This is a genomic window from Bradyrhizobium sp. IC4059, from assembly GCF_020193615.1.
Classification (GTDB): domain Bacteria; phylum Pseudomonadota; class Alphaproteobacteria; order Rhizobiales; family Xanthobacteraceae; genus Bradyrhizobium; species Bradyrhizobium yuanmingense.
In genome coordinates, this window is record NZ_JADYVH010000007.1 from 423,905 (window position 1) to 440,677 (window position 16,773).

The 16,773-nt window shown below is 65.4% G+C and carries 19 protein-coding genes; 5 read left to right on the top strand and 14 right to left on the bottom strand.

The genetic code is table 11. The features are described from left to right. The first annotated feature begins 1 nt into the window (after position 1). On the top strand, positions 2 to 397 hold the full coding sequence (locus I6F12_RS23970) for a response regulator (protein WP_008567674.1): 396 nt from the start codon (positions 2 to 4) through the stop codon (positions 395 to 397). A gap of 225 nt (positions 398 to 622) precedes the next feature. Here the strand turns inward: I6F12_RS23970 and I6F12_RS23975 are convergent, their stop codons facing one another. Both I6F12_RS23975 and I6F12_RS23980 read right to left on the bottom strand, forming a co-directional pair. Next, the gene (locus I6F12_RS23975) at positions 623 to 1,477 is read right to left on the bottom strand and encodes a TIGR01459 family HAD-type hydrolase (protein ID WP_036009268.1); all 855 of its coding nucleotides are present in this window, start codon (positions 1,475 to 1,477) and stop codon (positions 623 to 625) included. A 15-nt stretch (positions 1,478 to 1,492) separates the two neighbouring features. Then, complete coding sequence (locus I6F12_RS23980; RefSeq protein WP_225157352.1) at positions 1,493 to 2,971, bottom strand: EAL domain-containing protein; 1,479 nt, start codon at positions 2,969 to 2,971, stop codon at positions 1,493 to 1,495. Between the two features lie 295 nt (positions 2,972 to 3,266). On the opposite strand from I6F12_RS23980, the gene I6F12_RS23985 reads away from it, so the two are divergent. Next, a complete protein-coding gene (locus I6F12_RS23985) occupies positions 3,267 to 4,106 on the top strand; it encodes a class I SAM-dependent methyltransferase (protein ID WP_057027664.1) in 840 nt (279 codons plus the stop codon). 47 nt (positions 4,107 to 4,153) lie between these two features. Here the strand turns inward: I6F12_RS23985 and I6F12_RS23990 are convergent, their stop codons facing one another. The 7 genes from I6F12_RS23990 to uvrC all read right to left on the bottom strand — a co-directional run bounded on the left by I6F12_RS23990 (position 4,154) and on the right by uvrC (position 10,411). Beyond that, positions 4,154 to 5,284: a YihY/virulence factor BrkB family protein gene (locus tag I6F12_RS23990; protein WP_225157353.1), complete on the bottom strand. Its 1,131-nt coding sequence runs from the start codon at positions 5,282 to 5,284 to the stop codon at positions 4,154 to 4,156. Then, positions 5,284 to 5,868, bottom strand: a complete 585-nt coding sequence (locus I6F12_RS23995) for a phage holin family protein (RefSeq protein ID WP_036009277.1) — start codon at positions 5,866 to 5,868, stop codon at positions 5,284 to 5,286. Before I6F12_RS23995 ends, I6F12_RS23990 begins: the two co-directional genes overlap by 1 nt. 91 nt (positions 5,869 to 5,959) lie before the next feature. Continuing rightward, a complete protein-coding gene (gene prmB, locus I6F12_RS24000) occupies positions 5,960 to 6,919 on the bottom strand; it encodes a 50S ribosomal protein L3 N(5)-glutamine methyltransferase (RefSeq protein WP_225157354.1) in 960 nt (319 codons plus the stop codon). Then, entirely contained in the window at positions 6,919 to 7,386 is a 468-nt protein-coding gene (locus I6F12_RS24005) for a molybdenum cofactor biosynthesis protein MoaE (protein WP_036027112.1), read from the bottom strand. The genes prmB and I6F12_RS24005 overlap by 1 nt, the downstream gene beginning before the upstream one ends. Before the next feature lie 4 nt (positions 7,387 to 7,390). Then, positions 7,391 to 7,642, bottom strand: a complete 252-nt coding sequence (moaD, locus tag I6F12_RS24010; protein ID WP_036009285.1) for a molybdopterin converting factor subunit 1 — start codon at positions 7,640 to 7,642, stop codon at positions 7,391 to 7,393. Continuing rightward, a complete protein-coding gene (gene pgsA / locus I6F12_RS24015; RefSeq protein WP_036009286.1) occupies positions 7,639 to 8,256 on the bottom strand; it encodes a CDP-diacylglycerol--glycerol-3-phosphate 3-phosphatidyltransferase in 618 nt (205 codons plus the stop codon). The genes moaD and pgsA overlap by 4 nt, the downstream gene beginning before the upstream one ends. Positions 8,257 to 8,353: 97 nt before the next feature. Then, positions 8,354 to 10,411: an excinuclease ABC subunit UvrC gene (uvrC, locus tag I6F12_RS24020; RefSeq protein ID WP_225114834.1), complete on the bottom strand. Its 2,058-nt coding sequence runs from the start codon at positions 10,409 to 10,411 to the stop codon at positions 8,354 to 8,356. 250 nt (positions 10,412 to 10,661) lie between these two features. On the opposite strand from uvrC, the gene I6F12_RS24025 reads away from it, so the two are divergent. After that, a complete protein-coding gene (locus tag I6F12_RS24025) occupies positions 10,662 to 11,285 on the top strand; it encodes an outer membrane protein (RefSeq protein ID WP_193760563.1) in 624 nt (207 codons plus the stop codon). Positions 11,286 to 11,355: 70 nt separating this feature from the next. On the opposite strand, the gene I6F12_RS24030 is transcribed toward I6F12_RS24025, so the two are convergent. The 4 genes from I6F12_RS24030 to I6F12_RS24045 form a co-directional block, all read right to left on the bottom strand. Then, positions 11,356 to 11,571 (bottom strand): cold-shock protein, encoded by a 216-nt coding sequence (locus I6F12_RS24030; RefSeq protein ID WP_008544396.1) that lies wholly within the window; start codon positions 11,569 to 11,571, stop codon positions 11,356 to 11,358. A gap of 278 nt (positions 11,572 to 11,849) precedes the next feature. Further along, the gene (gene rlmJ, locus I6F12_RS24035; protein WP_225157355.1) at positions 11,850 to 12,710 is read right to left on the bottom strand and encodes a 23S rRNA (adenine(2030)-N(6))-methyltransferase RlmJ; all 861 of its coding nucleotides are present in this window, start codon (positions 12,708 to 12,710) and stop codon (positions 11,850 to 11,852) included. 159 nt (positions 12,711 to 12,869) lie between these two features. Continuing rightward, a complete protein-coding gene (locus I6F12_RS24040) occupies positions 12,870 to 13,562 on the bottom strand; it encodes a ribonuclease T2 (protein WP_225157356.1) in 693 nt (230 codons plus the stop codon). A gap of 115 nt (positions 13,563 to 13,677) precedes the next feature. Beyond that, positions 13,678 to 14,139 carry a hypothetical protein gene (locus tag I6F12_RS24045; protein ID WP_036027123.1) on the bottom strand — a complete coding sequence of 154 codons (462 nt, stop codon included), beginning with the start codon at positions 14,137 to 14,139 and terminating at the stop codon, positions 13,678 to 13,680. A 183-nt stretch (positions 14,140 to 14,322) separates the two neighbouring features. Here I6F12_RS24045 and I6F12_RS24050 point away from each other — a divergent pair, with 183 nt between their 5' ends. Continuing rightward, positions 14,323 to 14,622, top strand: a complete 300-nt coding sequence (locus I6F12_RS24050; protein ID WP_036027125.1) for a hypothetical protein — start codon at positions 14,323 to 14,325, stop codon at positions 14,620 to 14,622. Between the two features lie 45 nt (positions 14,623 to 14,667). Beyond that, on the top strand, positions 14,668 to 15,198 hold the full coding sequence (locus I6F12_RS24055; RefSeq protein WP_225157357.1) for a DUF3617 family protein: 531 nt from the start codon (positions 14,668 to 14,670) through the stop codon (positions 15,196 to 15,198). 168 nt (positions 15,199 to 15,366) lie between these two features. Here I6F12_RS24055 and I6F12_RS24060 read toward each other — a convergent pair whose 3' ends face one another. Further along, positions 15,367 to 16,755, bottom strand: a complete 1,389-nt coding sequence (locus I6F12_RS24060; protein ID WP_036009312.1) for an ATP-binding protein — start codon at positions 16,753 to 16,755, stop codon at positions 15,367 to 15,369. Positions 16,756 to 16,773 lie beyond the last annotated feature (18 nt).

A 16,773-nucleotide genomic window follows, 5' to 3' on the forward strand; every position in this document is an offset into this window, starting at 1 on the left:
GATGGCGGTTGATTTGTCGATGCCGGTTCTGGTGGTTGATGACTACAGCACCATGATCCGTATCATCCGGAATCTGCTGAAGCAGCTTGGCTTCGAGAATATCGATGATGCCAGCGACGGTTCGGCAGCGCTGAACAAGATGCGCGGCAAGAAGTACGGGCTCGTGATCTCCGACTGGAACATGGAGCCGATGACGGGCTACGACCTCCTGCGCGAAGTCCGCGCGGATCCGAACCTCGCCACCACGCCCTTCATCATGATCACGGCCGAATCCAAGACCGAGAACGTGATCGCGGCCAAGAAGGCCGGCGTGAACAACTACATCGTCAAGCCGTTCAACGCGGCGACGCTGAAGACCAAGATCGAGGCGGTCTTCCCGGACATGGCGAGCGCGTAAGGGCGCTCTTCGCCGGACAACAATTTTCCATTTGGAACGTCATGCCCGGGCTTGTCCCGGGCATCCACGTTCTTGGATGCAAAAAAAGAAAAAAAGGAAGACGTGGATGGCCGGGTCATAGGCGAGCGCAAGCGACGCCGTCCTTCGGACGGCTATGCCCGGCCATGTCGGCGTCTGAGGCTTGCCCTTTGGTCTAAGTCCATTGCAGCTGCGCGCGCTCCGCCGTCACCACTTCAATTCGCGCATCAGCGCCTTCGGCGGGTGGCCGAACAGCTCCATGACCGAATTCGGGTCGAGCTGGTCGAGGCCCTCGAACTCCTCGGCATGGATGCCGCGGGTGACGAACAGGCAGTCGATGCCGAATTCGCGGGCGCCGGTTAAGTCGGTGCGGACGGAATCGCCGATCGCCAGCACCTTCTTCCGGTCGATCTGGTAGCCTTGGCGTTCGCCGGCAAGCGCCATGGCGCGCTCGTAGATCGGCCGGTGCGGCTTGCCGTAGAAGATCACCTCGCCGCCGAGCTCGCGGTAGAGCTCGGCGATGGCGCCGGCGCAGTAGATCAACCGGTCGCCGCGTTCCACCACGATGTCGGGGTTGGCGCAGACCAGCGTCAGCTTGCGCTCGCGCGCCTGCAGCATCATGCCGCGATAGTCTTCCGCCGTCTCGGTCTCGTCGTCGTAGAGGCCGGTGCAGACGATGTAATCGGCTTGCTCCAGCGGCGCGGTCACCGCATCGAGGCCGCGATAGATCGAGTTGTCGCGCTCGGGGCCGAGCCAGAACATCTTGCGGCCGGGATGCTCGGCGACGTAGAGCCGGGTCAGGTCGCCTGAAGATACGATCGCGTCATAGGTCTCATCGGGGACGCCGAGCTTGCGCAATTGCCGCTGCACGGAGTCGGCAGGGCGCGGTGCGTTGGTGATCAGGATTACCGTACCGCCGCGGCTGCGATAGGTGTGCAGCGCCTCGCAGGCTTCGGGGAAGGATTCCAGCCCGTTATGGACCACGCCCCAGATATCGCTGAGCACGACCTCCACGCCGCCCACGAGCTCGCGCAGGCCTTCGGCAAAATGCAGCGCGGTCATGACGTGCGCGGCCGATCAGATGCGGCGCGCGAGCGCTGCGTTTCCGGTGATGCGTTGGGGCGGAGGCGCCGAAGAGGTCGCGCCTGAGCTGGGTGTGGCGGAGCCATTGGATCCCTGAATGTCCTGCGCCTGGTTCGGCGAGGCCCCGCCGGTAGCAGATGCCCCCTCCGGCCGCAATGGCCGGGGCGGCGCGAACAGGAACCCTTGGCCGAACCGCACGTCATAGTCGAGCAGGTCGACCACGGCGCGCTCGCCTTCGATCCGTTCGGCGATCAGGTCGATGCCGAAGCGGCCGAGCAGGTCGGAGAGGTCGGACGGGTGGATGTCGGAGGCGGAGGCCTGCTTGGGATCGAGCAGCAGCGCGGCCGGCACCTTGATGAAGCGAACCCCGCGATCGGCCAGCTCGCGCGGTTCGATGCGCAAATCCGTGACATGGTCGATGGAGAAACGGAAGCCGCGCTGGGCGAGCGCCGCGAGGTTCTCGGTCTCGGCGGGGCCGAGATTGCGGAAGGTCGACTGCTTGAACTCCAGCACCAGCGAGGGCGCCAGCGCGCGGTTGGCTTCCAGGAAATCGAGACATTGCGCGAAGGTGGTGGAATTGCCCAGCGTGGACGCCGCGACGTTGCAGAACACGCCGACGTCCTTGTTGCGCACCATCAGGCGCCGCAGCACCTGCACGCATCGCAGCATCACCATGTTGTCGATGCGACCGATCAGGCCCGAGGCTTCCGCGATGCTGATGAACTCTTCGGCGGCGATCAGCTGGTCGCGCTCGTCGCGCAGGCGCGTCACCGCCTCGTAGAACCGCACCTTGCGCTGCGGCAGCGTGACCATCGGCTGCAGGAAGATATCGATGCGGTTCTCGTCGACCGCATTGCGCAGCGTCGCCAGCAATTGGGTCTGGTTGCGTCCATTGACGGTCTGAACCGGGGGGGCGGCCTGGACCTGCACCGTCGGCGGCGCCGGCCGTGGCGGGGGCTGCGGAAGCGGAGGAGGAGCGAGCGGCTTCTCCTCGAACGGGGCAGCCAGATCGATCGGCGTTTCCGGCTCGGGCCTTGAGACCGGGGCGGGTGCGGGGGCCGGCGCGTGGCCGGCGAGCAGATCCTCATGGGCCGCCACAGTGGTGGCGAGCTGCCTGACCAATCCGCCAAGTTCGTTGATCTCGCCGATGACCGACTGGATGCGGTCGGAATTGGTCGAATTGGACGCGGCGATGCGGCTCTCGACCGCAGCCAGCCGGCGGCCGAACTCGGCCACCTGGCGGGCGAGGTCGGCGGTGCCGCGCGAGAGATCGGCGATCTGGCCGCCGACGTCGCTGCGGTCGCGCAGCCGCATCGACACCGCGTTGTAGAGGATCAGGAAGGTCAGCGCGGTCAGCGCCACGATCGCCGATTCCGTTCCGCTGATGCCGGCGACCGAATAGAGCACGAGCCCGAGCGAGGCCGCGACCAGGACCATGCAGATGGCGATGAAGATCGTCGAAATGCGAATCATGCCGCGCGTTATGCCTTTAAGAGCTGACTGCCTCACCCGGGGAAAACACGGGTCGCTCGACCTCGTCACGCCTCATGCTCCCCCAAGCTTCGATCAGCCTAACATCATTGTTGATTCGAGGGGATAGGACTGTGTCGGAGCCTATTCAGGCCCGCGCGCCCAAAGCCTTTCGTCACCGGTCTGCCGGCTCAGGTGCGGAAATCAAGACGCTCTCAGCGGAAAATCATGCCGGCCTCAAGGCCAGCGCGCCGCATGCGCCCTATCGTCCCGGCGTTTTCAACCGCAGGAGATTGCCATGTCGACATCCGCCGCGCTCAAGCCAGCCGCCCCCCAACCCGATCTTGCCGCCGTCAAGCAGCGCCAGCACGGCGCCTGGTCGTCCGGCGATTATGCCGTGGTCGGCACCACCTTGCAGATCGTCGGGGAACAGCTCTGCGAGGCCATTGACTTGCGCGCCGGCAGCAAGGTGCTGGACGTCGCAGCCGGCAACGGCAATGCGACGCTGGCGGCGGCGCGGCGCTGGTGTGACGTCACATCCACCGACTACGTGCCGGCGCTGCTCAAGCGCGGGCGCGAGCGCGCTATGGCCGAACACCTCGCCGTCGAGTTCCGCGAGGCGGATGCCGAGGCGCTGCCGTTTGCGGATGCCGCATTCGACGTCGTGCTCTCCACTTTCGGCGTGATGTTCACGCCGGATCAGGACAGGGCGGCCTCCGAGCTCGCGCGGGTCTGCAGATCCGGCGGCAAGATCGGTCTCGCCAACTGGACGCCGCAAGGCTTTATCGGCCAGCTGTTCAAGACCATCGGCAAGCATTTGCCGCCGCCGGCCGGGGTGAAATCGCCCGCCATGTGGGGCACACCGGCACGGCTCGAGGAGATGTTCGGCGGCGTGGCCGCGGAGATCGCCGCCGAGCCGCGCATGTTCGTGTTCCGCTATCGTTCGCCGGACCACTGGCTCGACATCTTCAAGACCTACTACGGTCCCACGCTGAAGGCGTTTGCCGCGCTCGACGCAAGCGGCCAGGCCGCGCTGGCGCGCGATCTCCTGGCGCTGCTAGAAGAGTTCAACCACGCCGATGACGGCACGATCGTGGTGCACAGCGAATATCTGGAAGCCGTGATAACCAAGCGCTGATCGCGCCTGGGATGCGGTCGGGCCAGCTTCGGCCCGACCGCCACCGATCAAAATGGCGCGGTGGCGCCGACGGTGTCGGCGGAGACGGCGTCCCGGGTGCCGAGCGGCTTCGCCCGCCCGGTGGTGGTATCGCGCAGCGTCTGCCGCTCGATCTCCGAATTCAGCTCGGCGCCGAACATGATGACGATCGCCGACATCCACATCCACGTCATCAGGCCGATCGCCGCGCCCAGCGAGCCGTAGGTTGCGTTGTAATTGGCGAATTCCGAGAGATACCAGGACAGCAGGGCAGAGCCCGCGATCCAGAGAATCGCGGCAATCACGGCGCCGAGGCTCAGCCATTGCCAGCGCGGCGCATCGCGGCTCGGCGCGAAGCGATAGAGGATGGCGAGTGCGACCAGCAGGATGATGAACAGCAGCGGCCATCGTGCCAGCGCCACGATCAGCTTGCTTTCCGGCGCCATGCCGAGATGATTGAGCGCAAGCGGGAAGGCGACGACGGCTCCCACCATCAACAGCAGCGCCAGGATGCCGCCGACGGTGAAGGCCAGCGAGACCATGTTCAGCCGGATGAAGCTGCGCTTCTCGCGTTCCTCATAGGCGACGTTGAGGGCGTCGAAGATCGCCTTGACGCCGGCATTGGCGCTCCAGATCGCAAGCAGCAGGCCGACCAGGAAGGTGACGCCGAGCGTCGCATTGCCGTTCGACACCACGCGCGCGACCTGGTCCTCGACGATCTGGAACGAGCCCTCCGGCAGCATGGTCGCGAGCGTGTGCAGATTGGCGCTGATCGTGGCGGGATCGGCGAACAGGGCATAAGAGGAGACGAGCGCGGTGACTGCGGGGAAGAGCGCGAGCAGCCCGAAGAAGACGACGCCGCCCGCCGTCGCGAGCAGGCGATCCTCGTCGATGCGTTGATAGGTCCGCCAGAAAATGTCCTTCCAGCCAGCCCAGGGGATCTCGAACGGGCTTTTCGCCCGGCGGCCGCGGCCCGGCTGCATCGCCGCACCGGCCGGGTGCGTTTCCGGGGAATTCGCTTCGCCCTTGCGGTGGTGTTGCGGAGGCCCGGGCCTCGCCAGGCCGGAATCCTGAAAGTAGCGCTCCGCGGTCAGCACGAACACGGCCGTTGCCGCCACCAGCAGCCAGGAGTCGATCTGTTCGGGGCGCCGCGCCAGCATCACGCCTCCAGACTATGCCTGTTGCGTCGCCGCCGGGCGGCCGTCAGCCCGACCAGGCCGACCGCCGCGAGCATCAGGCCGAGCTGCACGGGACGGTTGGCGCGAGCCGGCCAGGTCTTGATGCCACCGCGCTCGCCCGGTGCGAGCGGCGCGAGGGGAATCGTCGTTGCGACCTCCTTCACCGCCTCCTTGACCGTTCCACGCGGGATCCGGGGCGTGGCGATCGCCACGCGCAGACGGCTCGCGAGCGGCACGACCGGCTTGGCCTTGCGTTTCATCTGGGCCATGGCCACCCCGGCACAGACCGCAGCCAGCACCAGCAGCACTGCGGCGACGGCGCCAAATCCCCAGAACTGCCCGTAGGTGATCCCGACCCAACGGTACAAGGCGATCAGGCCGACGAAGAATGCCGCGACAACGAACAGGCCGGCGACCGCGAACAGCCCGCCGGCCACCGCGTAGGATGTCACCTTGCCTGTGGCCTGGCTGGTCTGGTCACGCAGATAGGATTGAGCAGCGCGTTTGACGTGATTGAGCTTGAGCGCCATCCCGGCGCGCAGCAATTCGCCCGATGGCGCGAGCATGCGGACATCCTCCCAAGACGAGAAAATTCATCGGGGGATGAACGTGGCGATATTTGACTTGTTCCGACGGAGCGTGATCGGCCGCGATGAATCAGCCGAGATCGGCGGCCGCGATCCAGAACACCTCGCCCTCGGAATCTTCGGTGTCCAGCCAGAGCAGCGGCAGTTCCGGAAAGGCCTCGTCGACCAGCTCGCGGCCGCGGCCGATCTCGCAAATCAGCCCGCCATCCGCCGTCAGGTGGTCGGGCGCATCGCGTAGGATCCGGCGCACCACGTCGAGACCGTCGGCGCCACCATCGAAGGCGAGCTTCGGCTCGGCCCGGCACTCCGGCGGCAATGCCGCCATGCCCTCGGCGTCGACGTAGGGCGGGTTGGTGATGATCAGGTCGTATCTATTGCCGCCGAGAGGGGCGAACAGATCGCCGCGATACAGGCTGATGCGGTCCTCGAGCCCGTATTCGCCGACATTGCGCGCAGCGACCTCGAGCGCGCCCTTGGAGATGTCGACGGCGTCGATGGTGGCGTTCGGGAAATGATGCGCGGCGAGGATCGCAAGGCATCCCGAGCCCGTGCAGAGATCGAGCACGCGCTCGACCGCCGTCGGGTCGTCGATCAGCGATCCGGCCTCGCCGTGGGCGCCGAAATGCGACTCCAGGAGCTCGCCGATGAAGGAGCGTGGAACGATGACGCGCTCGTCGACATAGAAGGGCAGGCCGCGCATGTAGATCTTGTTGACGAGATAGGCGGCCGGTTTGCGCGTCGTGACGCGCTGATGGATGAGGTCAAGGAGGGTCTTGCCTTCCGCGGCGCTGACGCGCGCGTTGGCGAAGATCTCGAACTGGTCGGGATTGAGATGCAGCGCCTCGCAGACCAGGAACGCGGCTTCCGCGACGGGGTCGGTCGTGCCATGAGCAAAGGAAAGCTTGGCCTCGACGAAGCGGCTCACCGCATAGCGGACGAAGTCGAGCAGCGTGAGAAGCTCGCCGGGTCCCACCTCCGCGAGGTTAGGCGCGGCGCGGCCGCGCGCGGTCTTTTTCGTTGGCTTGGCCATCAGGATTTGGTCCAGCGTGCGGCGGCTTCGTCGTCACGGGCATGGGCCTCGACCCAGCCGGTGCCGGTGGCGCTCTCTTCCTTCTTCCAGAACGGCGCGCTGGTCTTGAGATAGTCCATCAGGAACTCGGCCGCCTGGAACGCCGCCTGTCGGTGCTGCGAGGCGGTCACCACCAGCACGATGTTCTGGCCCGGCATCAAGCGGCCGACGCGGTGGATCACCGTGATGCCGTTGAGCGGCCAGCGCGAGACGGCCTCGTCGGCGTGGCGCCTGATCTCTTCCTCCGCCATGCCGGGGTAATGTTCGAGCGTCAGCGCGGCGACCGTGGCGCTGTCCTCGTCGGCGCGGCAGATGCCGGAAAATGTCACCACAGCGCCGATATCCGTCCGGCTGCTCGTCAGGACCGAGATCTCGCGCGCGATGTCGAAATCGTCTTCCTGGATACGGATGGTGACGGGGCAGGTCATGAGGCTAGCCGCCGGTCATGGGCGGGAAGAACGCGATCTCGCGGGCGCCTGCGATGGCGGCGTCCTGCTTGACGTGAGCGCGGTCGATCGCGGCGCGGATCACCTTCGGCTTCTCGAACGCGTACGCATAGGCTTCGCTTTGGCCGGAGAGCCAGGCGATCAGCTCCTCGACGGTGCGCACGCTCGCGGGAGGCTCGATCGTCTCTTCGGCCTTGCCGACGCGCTCGCGCACCCAGGCGAAATACTTCACCTTCATCCCTCGTCCTCCTTGATGAGGTGATGGATGCCGGCGCGGAAATAGTCGTAGCCGGTGTACATGGTGAGGATCGCCGAAGCCCACAGCAGTGCGAGCCCAATCATCGAGACCACCGGCACCACCTGATCGCCGGCTGGGCCGGCGATCAGGAAGCCGATCGCAACCAGCTGGACCGTGGTTTTCCACTTCGCAAGCTTGGTCACGGGCACGCTGACACGGAGCGCAGCCAGATATTCGCGCAGGCCCGAGACCAGGATCTCGCGGCACAGGATTACGATGGCGGCCCATAGCGACCAGCCGTGAATGATGCCGTCCGCGGCCAGCATCAACAGGCAGGAGGCGACCAGCAGCTTGTCGGCGATCGGATCGAGCATGCGGCCGAAAGCCGATTGCTGATTCCAGATCCGCGCGTAATAGCCGTCGAGGTAATCCGTCACCCCTGCGGCGATGAAAAGGGCGACCGCGAGCCAGCGCAGCCAGAGCGGCTGATCCAGAATCGACTGCGCATAGATGCATCCGACCACGACCGGGATCGCGGCGATCCGGCCATAGGTCAGGATGTTGGGGAGGGACATCGCGCGGCTGGTCGTCCCTCGTGTGGTGGCGATGTTCATCCGTCCTACCAATACCGCTGCTGCCTGAACGTCAACCGTCCCGCGCCCCAAATGAGGTGCGGACACGACGATCATATGACTGCGGTCCCCCTTTAGTTCATCCCGGCTGGGGATGGAAATATTCGAAAATCCTGCGCGCGCTCTCGGCGCTCACCCCCGGAACCTTGCCGAGATCGGCGATCGAGGCCCGTTCGATCTCCTTCAGGGTTCCGAAATGGTGCAGCAAGGCACGTTTGCGTGACGGGCCGATGCCCGGAATCTCCTGCAAACCAGCCTCGCGGATGTCCTTCTTGCGCAGCTTGCGGTGCGAGCCGATGACGAAGCGGTGGGCTTCGTCGCGCAGGCGCTGGATGAAATAGAGCACGGGATCACGCGGCTCCAGCTTGATCGCCTCGCGCTCCGGCATGAACAGGGTCTCGCGGCCGGCATCCCGGTCCGGTCCCTTGGCGACCGACATCAGCGACACCTGGGTCAGGCCGAGATTGGCGAAGATCTCGCGCACGGCGTTGAGCTGGCCGCGGCCGCCGTCGATGATCACGAGGTCGGGCCATTGCGGGAAATCGTCGTCCTTGGCCTTGCTGGCGGCATCCTCGGGCGGATTGATCAGGCGCTTGAAGCGGCGCTCCAGCACTTCGCGCATCATGGCGAAGTCGTCGCCGGGCGTGATCCCTTCCGACTTGATGTTGAACTTGCGGTACTGGTTCTTCACGAAGCCATCTGGGCCCGCGACGATCATGGCGCCGACCGCGTTGGTGCCCTGGATGTGGCTGTTGTCGTAGACCTCGATGCGCTTGGGCACGTGCGGCAGGCTCAGCGTCGCGGCCATGGCCTCGAGCAACCGGCTTTGCGTCGCGGTGTCCGCGAGCTTGCGGCCGAGCGCCTCGCGCGCATTGGTCAGCGCGTGGGTGACCAGCTCCTTCTTCTCGCCGCGCTTGGGCGCGGTGACCTCGACCTTGTGGCCAGCCTTGATCGATAGCGCGTTGGCGAGCAGCTCGCTCTCCTCGATATCGTGCGAGAGCAGGATGTTCCTCGGCGGCGGCTTGTCGTCGTAGAACTGCGCCAGGAAGGACCCCAGCACCTCCTCGGGCGTAAAGCTCTTCTCCGCGCGCGGAAAATAGGCGCGGTTGCCCCAGTTCTGTCCGGTGCGAAAGAAGAACACCTCGACGCAGGAGAAGCCGCCCTCCTGGTGGATGGCGAACACGTCGGCTTCCTCCACCGTGCGCGGATTGATGCCCTGCTGCGACTGGATCGCCGACAGCGCGGCGAGGCGATCGCGGTACAGTGCGGCGCGCTCGAATTCGAGCTCGTTCGAGGCCTTCTCCATTTCGCCGGCGAGCTCCTGCTTCACCGCATGGCTCTTGCCGGAGAGGAAGTCGCTGGCCTCGCGCACCAGCGTCGAATAGCCGCCGAAATCGATCTCCCGGGTGCAGGGTCCGGCGCAGCGGCGGATCTGGTGGAGCAGGCAGGGCCGGGTGCGGCTCTCGAAGAAGGAATCGGTGCAGGAGCGGATCAAGAACGCGCGCTGCAGCGCCGTGATGGTGCGGTTGACCGCGCCGGCGGAGGCAAACGGGCCGAAATAGCGCCCGGGCCGGGTCTGCGCACCGCGATGTTTCAGGATCTGCGGCGCCCAATGGTCGCCGGTGATCAGGATGTAGGGGAACGACTTGTCGTCGCGAAGCTGCACGTTGAAGCGCGGCCGCAGCTGCTTGATTAGGTTGGCTTCCAGCAGCAGCGCCTCGGTCTCGGTCGTGGTCGAGACGATCTCCACCGTGACGGTGGCCGCGATCATGCGCAGGATGCGGGCCGGCAGCGGCGCACTCTGGCGCGCATAACTGGACAGGCGCTTTTTGACGTTCTTGGCCTTGCCGACATAGAGCACGTCGGCGTTCGCATTGAGCATACGATAGACGCCAGGCGAGGTCGGTGCGAGGCGGACCGCGCGCTCGATCGCCTCGTGACCGGTCGCGAGCGGGCCTTCGCCGACGGCGCCGCTCTCTTCCAGGATGTCCGGCAGCAGGGCATCGTCCTCGTCATCGCCCCCTGCCGCCGCGGGATCTACGTCCGGCCCGGCCAGCCGCTCGGGCGGCGTGTCGCTCGCAGCCGGCGGCGCCTTGCGCGCGCGGTCGTCCGGATTGTCGGGGGAATCGTGAACCATGGGACGAATTTAGGCGCTGGGGGGACTGATTTGAAGTTCCGGCCATGCGGCACGCACAGAGGATGGCGGGCAGCTCCCGGTAACGCTTCCTTAAGTCTGTTAAGCGGGCGGTAACCCGGCTTAACAGCCCTTTAACTTAAAACTCTCGATAAATCCTACGCGAAAAGCTCTTGGTTCCGTAACCATGCGGTTTTGCTCGCGCGGCGGCGCGGGCATCGCTCGGGTTGCGACAGTGGCGTTGGAGTGAGTGATGAAGAGGCTCGTTGTGGGCGCAGCCGCGTTGGTTGCGGCCGGCTGGACAGCTTCGGCAGAGGCCGCCGATCTCCAATACGGGCAGCGCGCGCCCTATACCGTCAATCAGCCGCTCAATGCCTATAGCTGGGCGGGTCCCTATCTCGGCGGCAATATCGGCTATGAATGGGGCTCGGTCGACAACAACCCCACCAAGCCGTCCGGCTTCGTCGGCGGTGTGCAGGCCGGCTACAATTTCCAGAACGGCCCGTGGGTGTTCGGCGTCGAGGGCGACATCCAGGCCGCCGGCGCCGACGACACGTTCGCGCCGTGGAAGTTCTCCAATCCGTGGTTCGGCACCCTGCGCGGCCGCGCCGGCTATGCGTTCAACAACGTGCTGTTCTACGGCACCGCCGGTCTCGCCTTCGGCGAGCTGCGCGCGCAGACCTTCGGCTGGTCGGAGTCGCACACCACCGCGGGCTGGACCATCGGCGCCGGTGCAGAAGTCGGCCTCGCGCCGAACTGGAGCGCCAAGCTCGAATATCTCTACATCGATCTGTCGACCAGCCAGTTCGCAATCACGGGCGTGTCAAACGGCTATAGCGCCAACGTTGTCCGCGCAGGCGTGAACTATCGCTTCTGACATTCAAAGAAGAAAATACCGGACCAGCCTCCCGGCCGCTCGCGGCCGGGATTTTTTTTCGCCAGGCTTGCTAGGAGAGGATCACCAGATTGACCGCCTTCGGTCCCTTCCCCTTCTTGTCCGGTTCGACTTCGAAAGTAATACGCTGTCCTTCGGCAAGGTCCTTCAGTCCCGCCCGCTCCACAGCAGTGATGTGAACGAAGACATCGCGACCGCCGTCGTCAGGCTTGATGAAGCCGTAGCCGCGCTCGCCGTTGAAGAACTTGACCGTTCCCGTCATGGCCATCGGGAAACTCCCCCTCATTGCTCCTCCGTCGCGACGCAGACTCACGTCGCGACATGACCGGGCCTTACGGAGCCCGGGAGCTGGCCATCCTTGGACGGACCTGATCGGTCCGGCGGGATCTTTCTTAGGGCCTTCACTCCGCCGCAACCATTCGCGGAAGCGGAACGTAAAGCCAGTCACGGAAATAGCATAATACGGTTCTTTGCAGATTGACTACCGGTCCTGCATATTTTTCCCAAGAATGCCGGAGTGTTACGGCTTGGCGTCAATGCTTGGCGCTAAGGCTTGGGCACCTCCAGCCGGAATCTGGCAGCACCGCCCTGGCCGAGCGGTATTTCCAGCTCCGGCAGAATGGTCTTGAGCTCGCCGTGCAGCGTGTAGGGCGGGTTGACGATCAGGAGACCGGTGGAGGTGAGGGCGGCGCTGTCGGCTTGCGGCGCGACGCTGAATTCGAGGCGCAGGCATTTTCCAGGCGGCTTTGCTGCCGCTGCGAGCCGCGCCACGGCTTGTGCCAGCGTGTCGGTGGCGCGCCGGTTCTTGGCGGGATACCAGATTACGTAGATACCGGTCGGCCATTTCGCGAACGCTGCCGAGAAGGCTTCGCCGAGCCGCTCGAACTCGTCCTTGGCCTCGAAGGGCGGATCGATCAGCACGAGGCCACGCCGCTCCTTCGGCGGCACGAAGGCCGGCAGCGCCACCCAGCCGTCGAGATCGACCACGCGGGCCTGCTCGTCGCGGCGCAGCGCATCGATCAGCGCTTTGCGGGCCTTCGGCTCGAGCTCGCAGGCGACGAGCCGGTCCTGCGGCCTGAGCAGGCCGCGCGCGATCAACGGCGAGCCCGGATAGGCCTTGAGCTCCCCCTTTGGGTTGAAGGCGCGGACGATGTCGAGATAAGGCTTCGTCAGCGCTGCGCTCTCGTTCGACAGGCGCGCCTGCAGCAGCCGCGCGATGCCGGTCAGCCATTCGCCGCCGCGGCGCGCCTCGTCGCTGTTGAGATCGTAGAGGCCGGCGCCGGCGTGGGTGTCGATGACGCGGAACGCTGCCGGCTTGTCCTGCAGATAAGTGAGGATGCGCGCCAGCACGATGTGCTTGATGACATCGGCGAAGCTGCCGGCGTGGAAGGCGTGGCGGTAGTTCATGGCGGAGAGTTACGACATCGCGCGCCGAAAGTAACTGCTGTCATTCCGGGGCGGTGCGCAGCACCGAACCCGGAATCCATTGCGCCGCGGGCTATGCTGGTCGATGGATTCCGGGTTCGCGCTTTGCGCGTCCCGGAATGACGATCTGAGACGTCGGCCTCAACCGCCCCTGATCGGCGGCATCGTCACCTGGTCGCGGCGGCAGGCGCGGCGCTCGATCTCGTCGCAGGCGCGAAATTGCAGGTCCTTGCTGAGGCAGATGCGGACCTCGGACAGCCGTGTCCGGTTGCAGGTGACCGAGACGGCGGCATTGCTGAGACCCGGATTGGCCTTGATGAAGGCCTCCTCGACCTCCGCCGGCGCGACGGTCTTGGCCTGCGCCAGATCGAGATATTCGGGCGGGATCTTGATCGCAGCGCGCGCCTTGCGGATCATCTCGAAATAGCCGCGGCCCTCCAGCCCGGAGCAGGTGCCGTGCTTGTTCCATTCGTTGAAGATCAGGCCCGGCGCCGGCATCAAATCGAGCATCGAGGAGACGATGTTGCGGTTCAGCCGCGGCGCCGGGCGCTGGCAATACTCCGGAAAACCGTTCTCGTATTGCGGCCACAGCCCATGTACCACGAAGGCGTAGGGCCGTCCGCCGCATTGCATCTGGGACCGGCCGCCGCGTTCGGCTGCTTCCTCGCAGAACGAGGGCGACCACGATAGCGCCAGCACATAGAAATCGAACTCGCCCGGGGCGTTCTGCCGCTTGTCCTGTGCCTTCGCACCGCCGGCGAGGCTAGCCAACCCCGCAGCAAGAGTGAGCGAGATCATCAAACGGGACAACGAACGCAATCTGGAGTAAAACATGGCAACGCCCCTCAACTAGACTGTGCACACAGCCTAGCAGGCGATGGGAACATTTCAAGAACAAAATTGGAGCTGTCGTCGGCCGGCTGATCAGCCCAGCCAGCCGCTGCTGGAATCAGGGCTTGGCGGCGCGGCACGCCGGGTTATAGGCCCAGTTGCGATCCACCCCGACGACGCACCATTCGACGCCGTTGCCGTAGGAGGCGAAGCCGCCATCCTCGATGATCGAGAAATGCACCTTGCGCGGCTTGCCGTCATTGAGCATGGCCTCGCCGGTGCAATAGCGGCGCGGAATGTTGTCGGACTGCCAGGGCCGGAACGCGGTTTCGCGAACGGCGGAGAAGCCGGTGATCTGCAACGAAGAATTCCAGAACTTGGATTCCTTTTCGGCGAATTCGTGCACGATCCTCGGCAGAGCCCAGTCGCAAGGGGCGACGGCGCCGTCATAGCGCGGCCCGCTCAGCCAGAAATTCAGCTCCAGCGGATTGGCGGCCCTGGCCTCGCCGAGTGACAATGCTCCGAACATGAGGCCGAGCACGGCGGCGAAACGGAGCGATTTCTCGAAGGGGGCGCGCATGATCAATCCGGGCAGCTAAGGTCTTGCGAAGGCCGGACGGTGCCGCGAAGGTTGGGGGAGGTCAAGTGCAGCGCGGCAACACTTCGCAAGGACTTGACCAAGTGTCGCGGCCAACAGGGGTTCGGTTCTTTTCACGTGCGTCGCGGCACCGTAAACTGGCGCCAGCCAATTGGAGTGACGGGAATGCGAATCATTGCGGCCGCGGGCCTTCTTGCCAGCCTGGTTGTCTCAGGCATGATGGCGAGCCAGTCGGCGCGCGCCGATTACGTGCCGCCGTTCAAGGGCAACGACACCGGCGGCATCATCGCCTATTCGATGGCGACCCGGGTCGATGCGCGCCAGGTCGCGGTCGATCATTGCGCCCGCTACGGCAAGGTGGCGAAATTCCTGGCCGTGCAGGGCTATGAGGGCGGCTACATCTCGTTCTCGTGCCGCTGGGTGCCTTATGGCGCCGCCGACCGGCCGATCCGCACGCTGTACTGAGCGCTGTCGCAAGGCCGTACTTCTCTATAGCCGGGAGCTTCCCTCATGACGCGCAAACTTGCTTTGCTCGGCTCAATGCTTTGCCTCGCATTGTCGGCAGGCAGCGCCGGCGCCGACGAACTGCCGCTGCGCAAGGCAGGTCTTTGGGAGATGAAGCTGGTCACATCGGGCTCGCCCGTGCCCGAGATGACCATGCAGCACTGCACCGATGAGACCGTCGACAAGGAGATGAGCAACAACGTCTCCCCGATGGCCAAGCAGATCTGCGCCAAGCAGGAGATCAAGAAGACCGCGACCGGCTATGTCAGCGATTCCGAGTGCAGCGTCGCCGGCGTCAGCACGACCTCGCATGCCGAGATCACCGGAGACTTCAACTCGGCCTACACAGTGAAGACGACCTCACACGCCAAAGGCGGCGTTGCTGGTGCGGCGGGGCGCGATAGCACGACGACGCTGCAAGCCAAGTGGCTCGGGGCCTGCAAGCCGGATCAGAAGCCCGGTGACATCGTCATGCCCGGCGGCTTCAAGATGAACACGCGCGACATGGACAAGCTGAAGGCGCTGCTGCCGAAGTAGGTGTGCTCTTTCCCTCTCCCCTTGTGGGAGAGGGTGGATCGCCGCAAAGCGGCGAGACGGGTGAGGGGTTTCTCTCCGCGAATTCAATGAGACTTGGACGCGCGGAGAGATACCCCTCATCCGGCGCTTCGCGCCCTTCTCCCGCAAGGGGAGAAGGGAAAACCGCACCTACACCGGTATCCGCACGCTCGCCCTCAATCCTCCCATCGGGCTGTCACCGAGCGTGATGTCGCCGCCGTGCGAGCGGGCGATGTCGCGGGCAATAGCGAGCCCCAGGCCGGTGCCGCCTTCGTCCTGGTTGCGGGCGTTGTCCAGCCGCAGGAACGGCTTGAATACCTCTTCGCGCAAGTGGGCGGGAATGCCGGGGCCGTCATCGTCGACGGTGACGGTCAAATAACGGTGATCGCGTTGGCCGGTGATGGCGATGTTCTTGCCGTAGCGCGCTGCGTTGGTGACGAGGTTGGCGAGGCAGCGCTTGAACGAAGCCGGCTTCACCGTCACCACGGGCAGGCCGTTGAAGGCGACGGTCGCGGTATGGCCGTGACGCTCGGCATCGCTGCGCAGCTCCTCGAGCGCCTGCGCCATGTCGGTCGGCTGCGACTGCTCGCCGGAATCGCCGCGGGCGAACGCAAGGTAATCCTCCAGCATCATCGACATTTCGTCGACGTCCTTGCGCATGCCTTCGAGCTCGGGACTGTCTCCGATCAGTGCCAGCTCGAGCTTGAAGCGGGTCAGGATGGTGCGCAGATCGTGGCTGACGCCGGCGAGCATCGCGGTGCGCTGCTCCATCGTGCGCTCGATGCGCGACTTCATCTCCAGGAAGGCGACCGCCGCGCGCCGCACCTCGCGCGCGCCGCGCGGGCGGAAATTCGGCGCCTCGCGGCCCTTGCCGAAGCTCTCGGCGGCATCGGCAAGGCGCAGGATCGGCTTGATCTGGTTGCGCAGGAACAGCACCGCGACGATCAACAGGATCGAGGACGTGCCGACCATCCAGAACAGGAAGATCTCCGAGTTCGAGGCATAGGCGGCGCTGCGCTGCGCGAACACGCGCATCACGGCGTCGTCGAGCTGGATGCGGATCTCGACCAGGTTGGAGCGGCCGACCGTGTCGATCCAGAACGAGCGGCCGATCTGGCGGCCGAGCTGCACCGACAGCGTCTGGTCGAGCAGCGAGAAGAACGGTTTTGGTCCCGGCGGCGGCATGTCGCCGGCAGGCAGGAAATCGACGACGAGGCCGAGTCGCTGCTGCGCGATGCGGCGGATCTCGGTGCGGTCCTTGTCCTGCGGATAGCCCTTGTAGACGTCGATCAGCGCGGCGATGTCCTGCACCACCGCGGCCGACAGGCGGCGCGTCACCGTGTTCCAGTGCCGCTCCATGAACACGAAAGCGACGACCGATTGCAGCACCACCATCGGTACGATCATGATGAGGAGCGCGCGGGCGTAGAGGCCGGTCGGCATCCAGCCCTTGAACGCGTTGCCCATCCAGCCGTTCGCGGCGGAGACGCGGCCGGCGGCGCTCTTCAGAAGCGTCAGGCCGGTATCGATCGTGCTCATCTGGCGCGCTTCACTGCG

What these genes read in the sequence shown, in the direction of transcription:
- I6F12_RS24030 (WP_008544396.1), bottom strand. Translation starts at nt 11,571, where the DNA reads ATGGCCATGACGGGAACGGTCAAGTTCTTCAACGGCGAGCGCGGCTAC.
- I6F12_RS24055 (WP_225157357.1), top strand. Translation starts at nt 14,668, where the DNA reads ATGACGCGCAAACTTGCTTTGCTCGGCTCAATGCTTTGCCTCGCATTG.
- prmB (WP_225157354.1), bottom strand. Translation starts at nt 6,919, where the DNA reads ATGGCCAAGCCAACGAAAAAGACCGCGCGCGGCCGCGCCGCGCCTAAC.
- I6F12_RS23975 (WP_036009268.1), bottom strand. Translation starts at nt 1,477, where the DNA reads ATGACCGCGCTGCATTTTGCCGAAGGCCTGCGCGAGCTCGTGGGCGGC.
- moaD (WP_036009285.1), bottom strand. Translation starts at nt 7,642, where the DNA reads ATGAAGGTGAAGTATTTCGCCTGGGTGCGCGAGCGCGTCGGCAAGGCC.
- I6F12_RS24050 (WP_036027125.1), top strand. Translation starts at nt 14,323, where the DNA reads ATGCGAATCATTGCGGCCGCGGGCCTTCTTGCCAGCCTGGTTGTCTCA.
- I6F12_RS23970 (WP_008567674.1), top strand. Translation starts at nt 2, where the DNA reads ATGGCGGTTGATTTGTCGATGCCGGTTCTGGTGGTTGATGACTACAGC.
- I6F12_RS24025 (WP_193760563.1), top strand. Translation starts at nt 10,662, where the DNA reads ATGAAGAGGCTCGTTGTGGGCGCAGCCGCGTTGGTTGCGGCCGGCTGG.
- I6F12_RS24040 (WP_225157356.1), bottom strand. Translation starts at nt 13,562, where the DNA reads ATGTTTTACTCCAGATTGCGTTCGTTGTCCCGTTTGATGATCTCGCTC.
- pgsA (WP_036009286.1), bottom strand. Translation starts at nt 8,256, where the DNA reads ATGAACATCGCCACCACACGAGGGACGACCAGCCGCGCGATGTCCCTC.
- I6F12_RS24005 (WP_036027112.1), bottom strand. Translation starts at nt 7,386, where the DNA reads ATGACCTGCCCCGTCACCATCCGTATCCAGGAAGACGATTTCGACATC.
- I6F12_RS23995 (WP_036009277.1), bottom strand. Translation starts at nt 5,868, where the DNA reads ATGCTCGCGCCATCGGGCGAATTGCTGCGCGCCGGGATGGCGCTCAAG.
- I6F12_RS23985 (WP_057027664.1), top strand. Translation starts at nt 3,267, where the DNA reads ATGTCGACATCCGCCGCGCTCAAGCCAGCCGCCCCCCAACCCGATCTT.
- I6F12_RS23980 (WP_225157352.1), bottom strand. Translation starts at nt 2,971, where the DNA reads ATGATTCGCATTTCGACGATCTTCATCGCCATCTGCATGGTCCTGGTC.
- I6F12_RS24060 (WP_036009312.1), bottom strand. Translation starts at nt 16,755, where the DNA reads ATGAGCACGATCGATACCGGCCTGACGCTTCTGAAGAGCGCCGCCGGC.
- rlmJ (WP_225157355.1), bottom strand. Translation starts at nt 12,710, where the DNA reads ATGAACTACCGCCACGCCTTCCACGCCGGCAGCTTCGCCGATGTCATC.
- I6F12_RS24045 (WP_036027123.1), bottom strand. Translation starts at nt 14,139, where the DNA reads ATGCGCGCCCCCTTCGAGAAATCGCTCCGTTTCGCCGCCGTGCTCGGC.
- uvrC (WP_225114834.1), bottom strand. Translation starts at nt 10,411, where the DNA reads ATGGTTCACGATTCCCCCGACAATCCGGACGACCGCGCGCGCAAGGCG.
- I6F12_RS23990 (WP_225157353.1), bottom strand. Translation starts at nt 5,284, where the DNA reads ATGCTGGCGCGGCGCCCCGAACAGATCGACTCCTGGCTGCTGGTGGCG.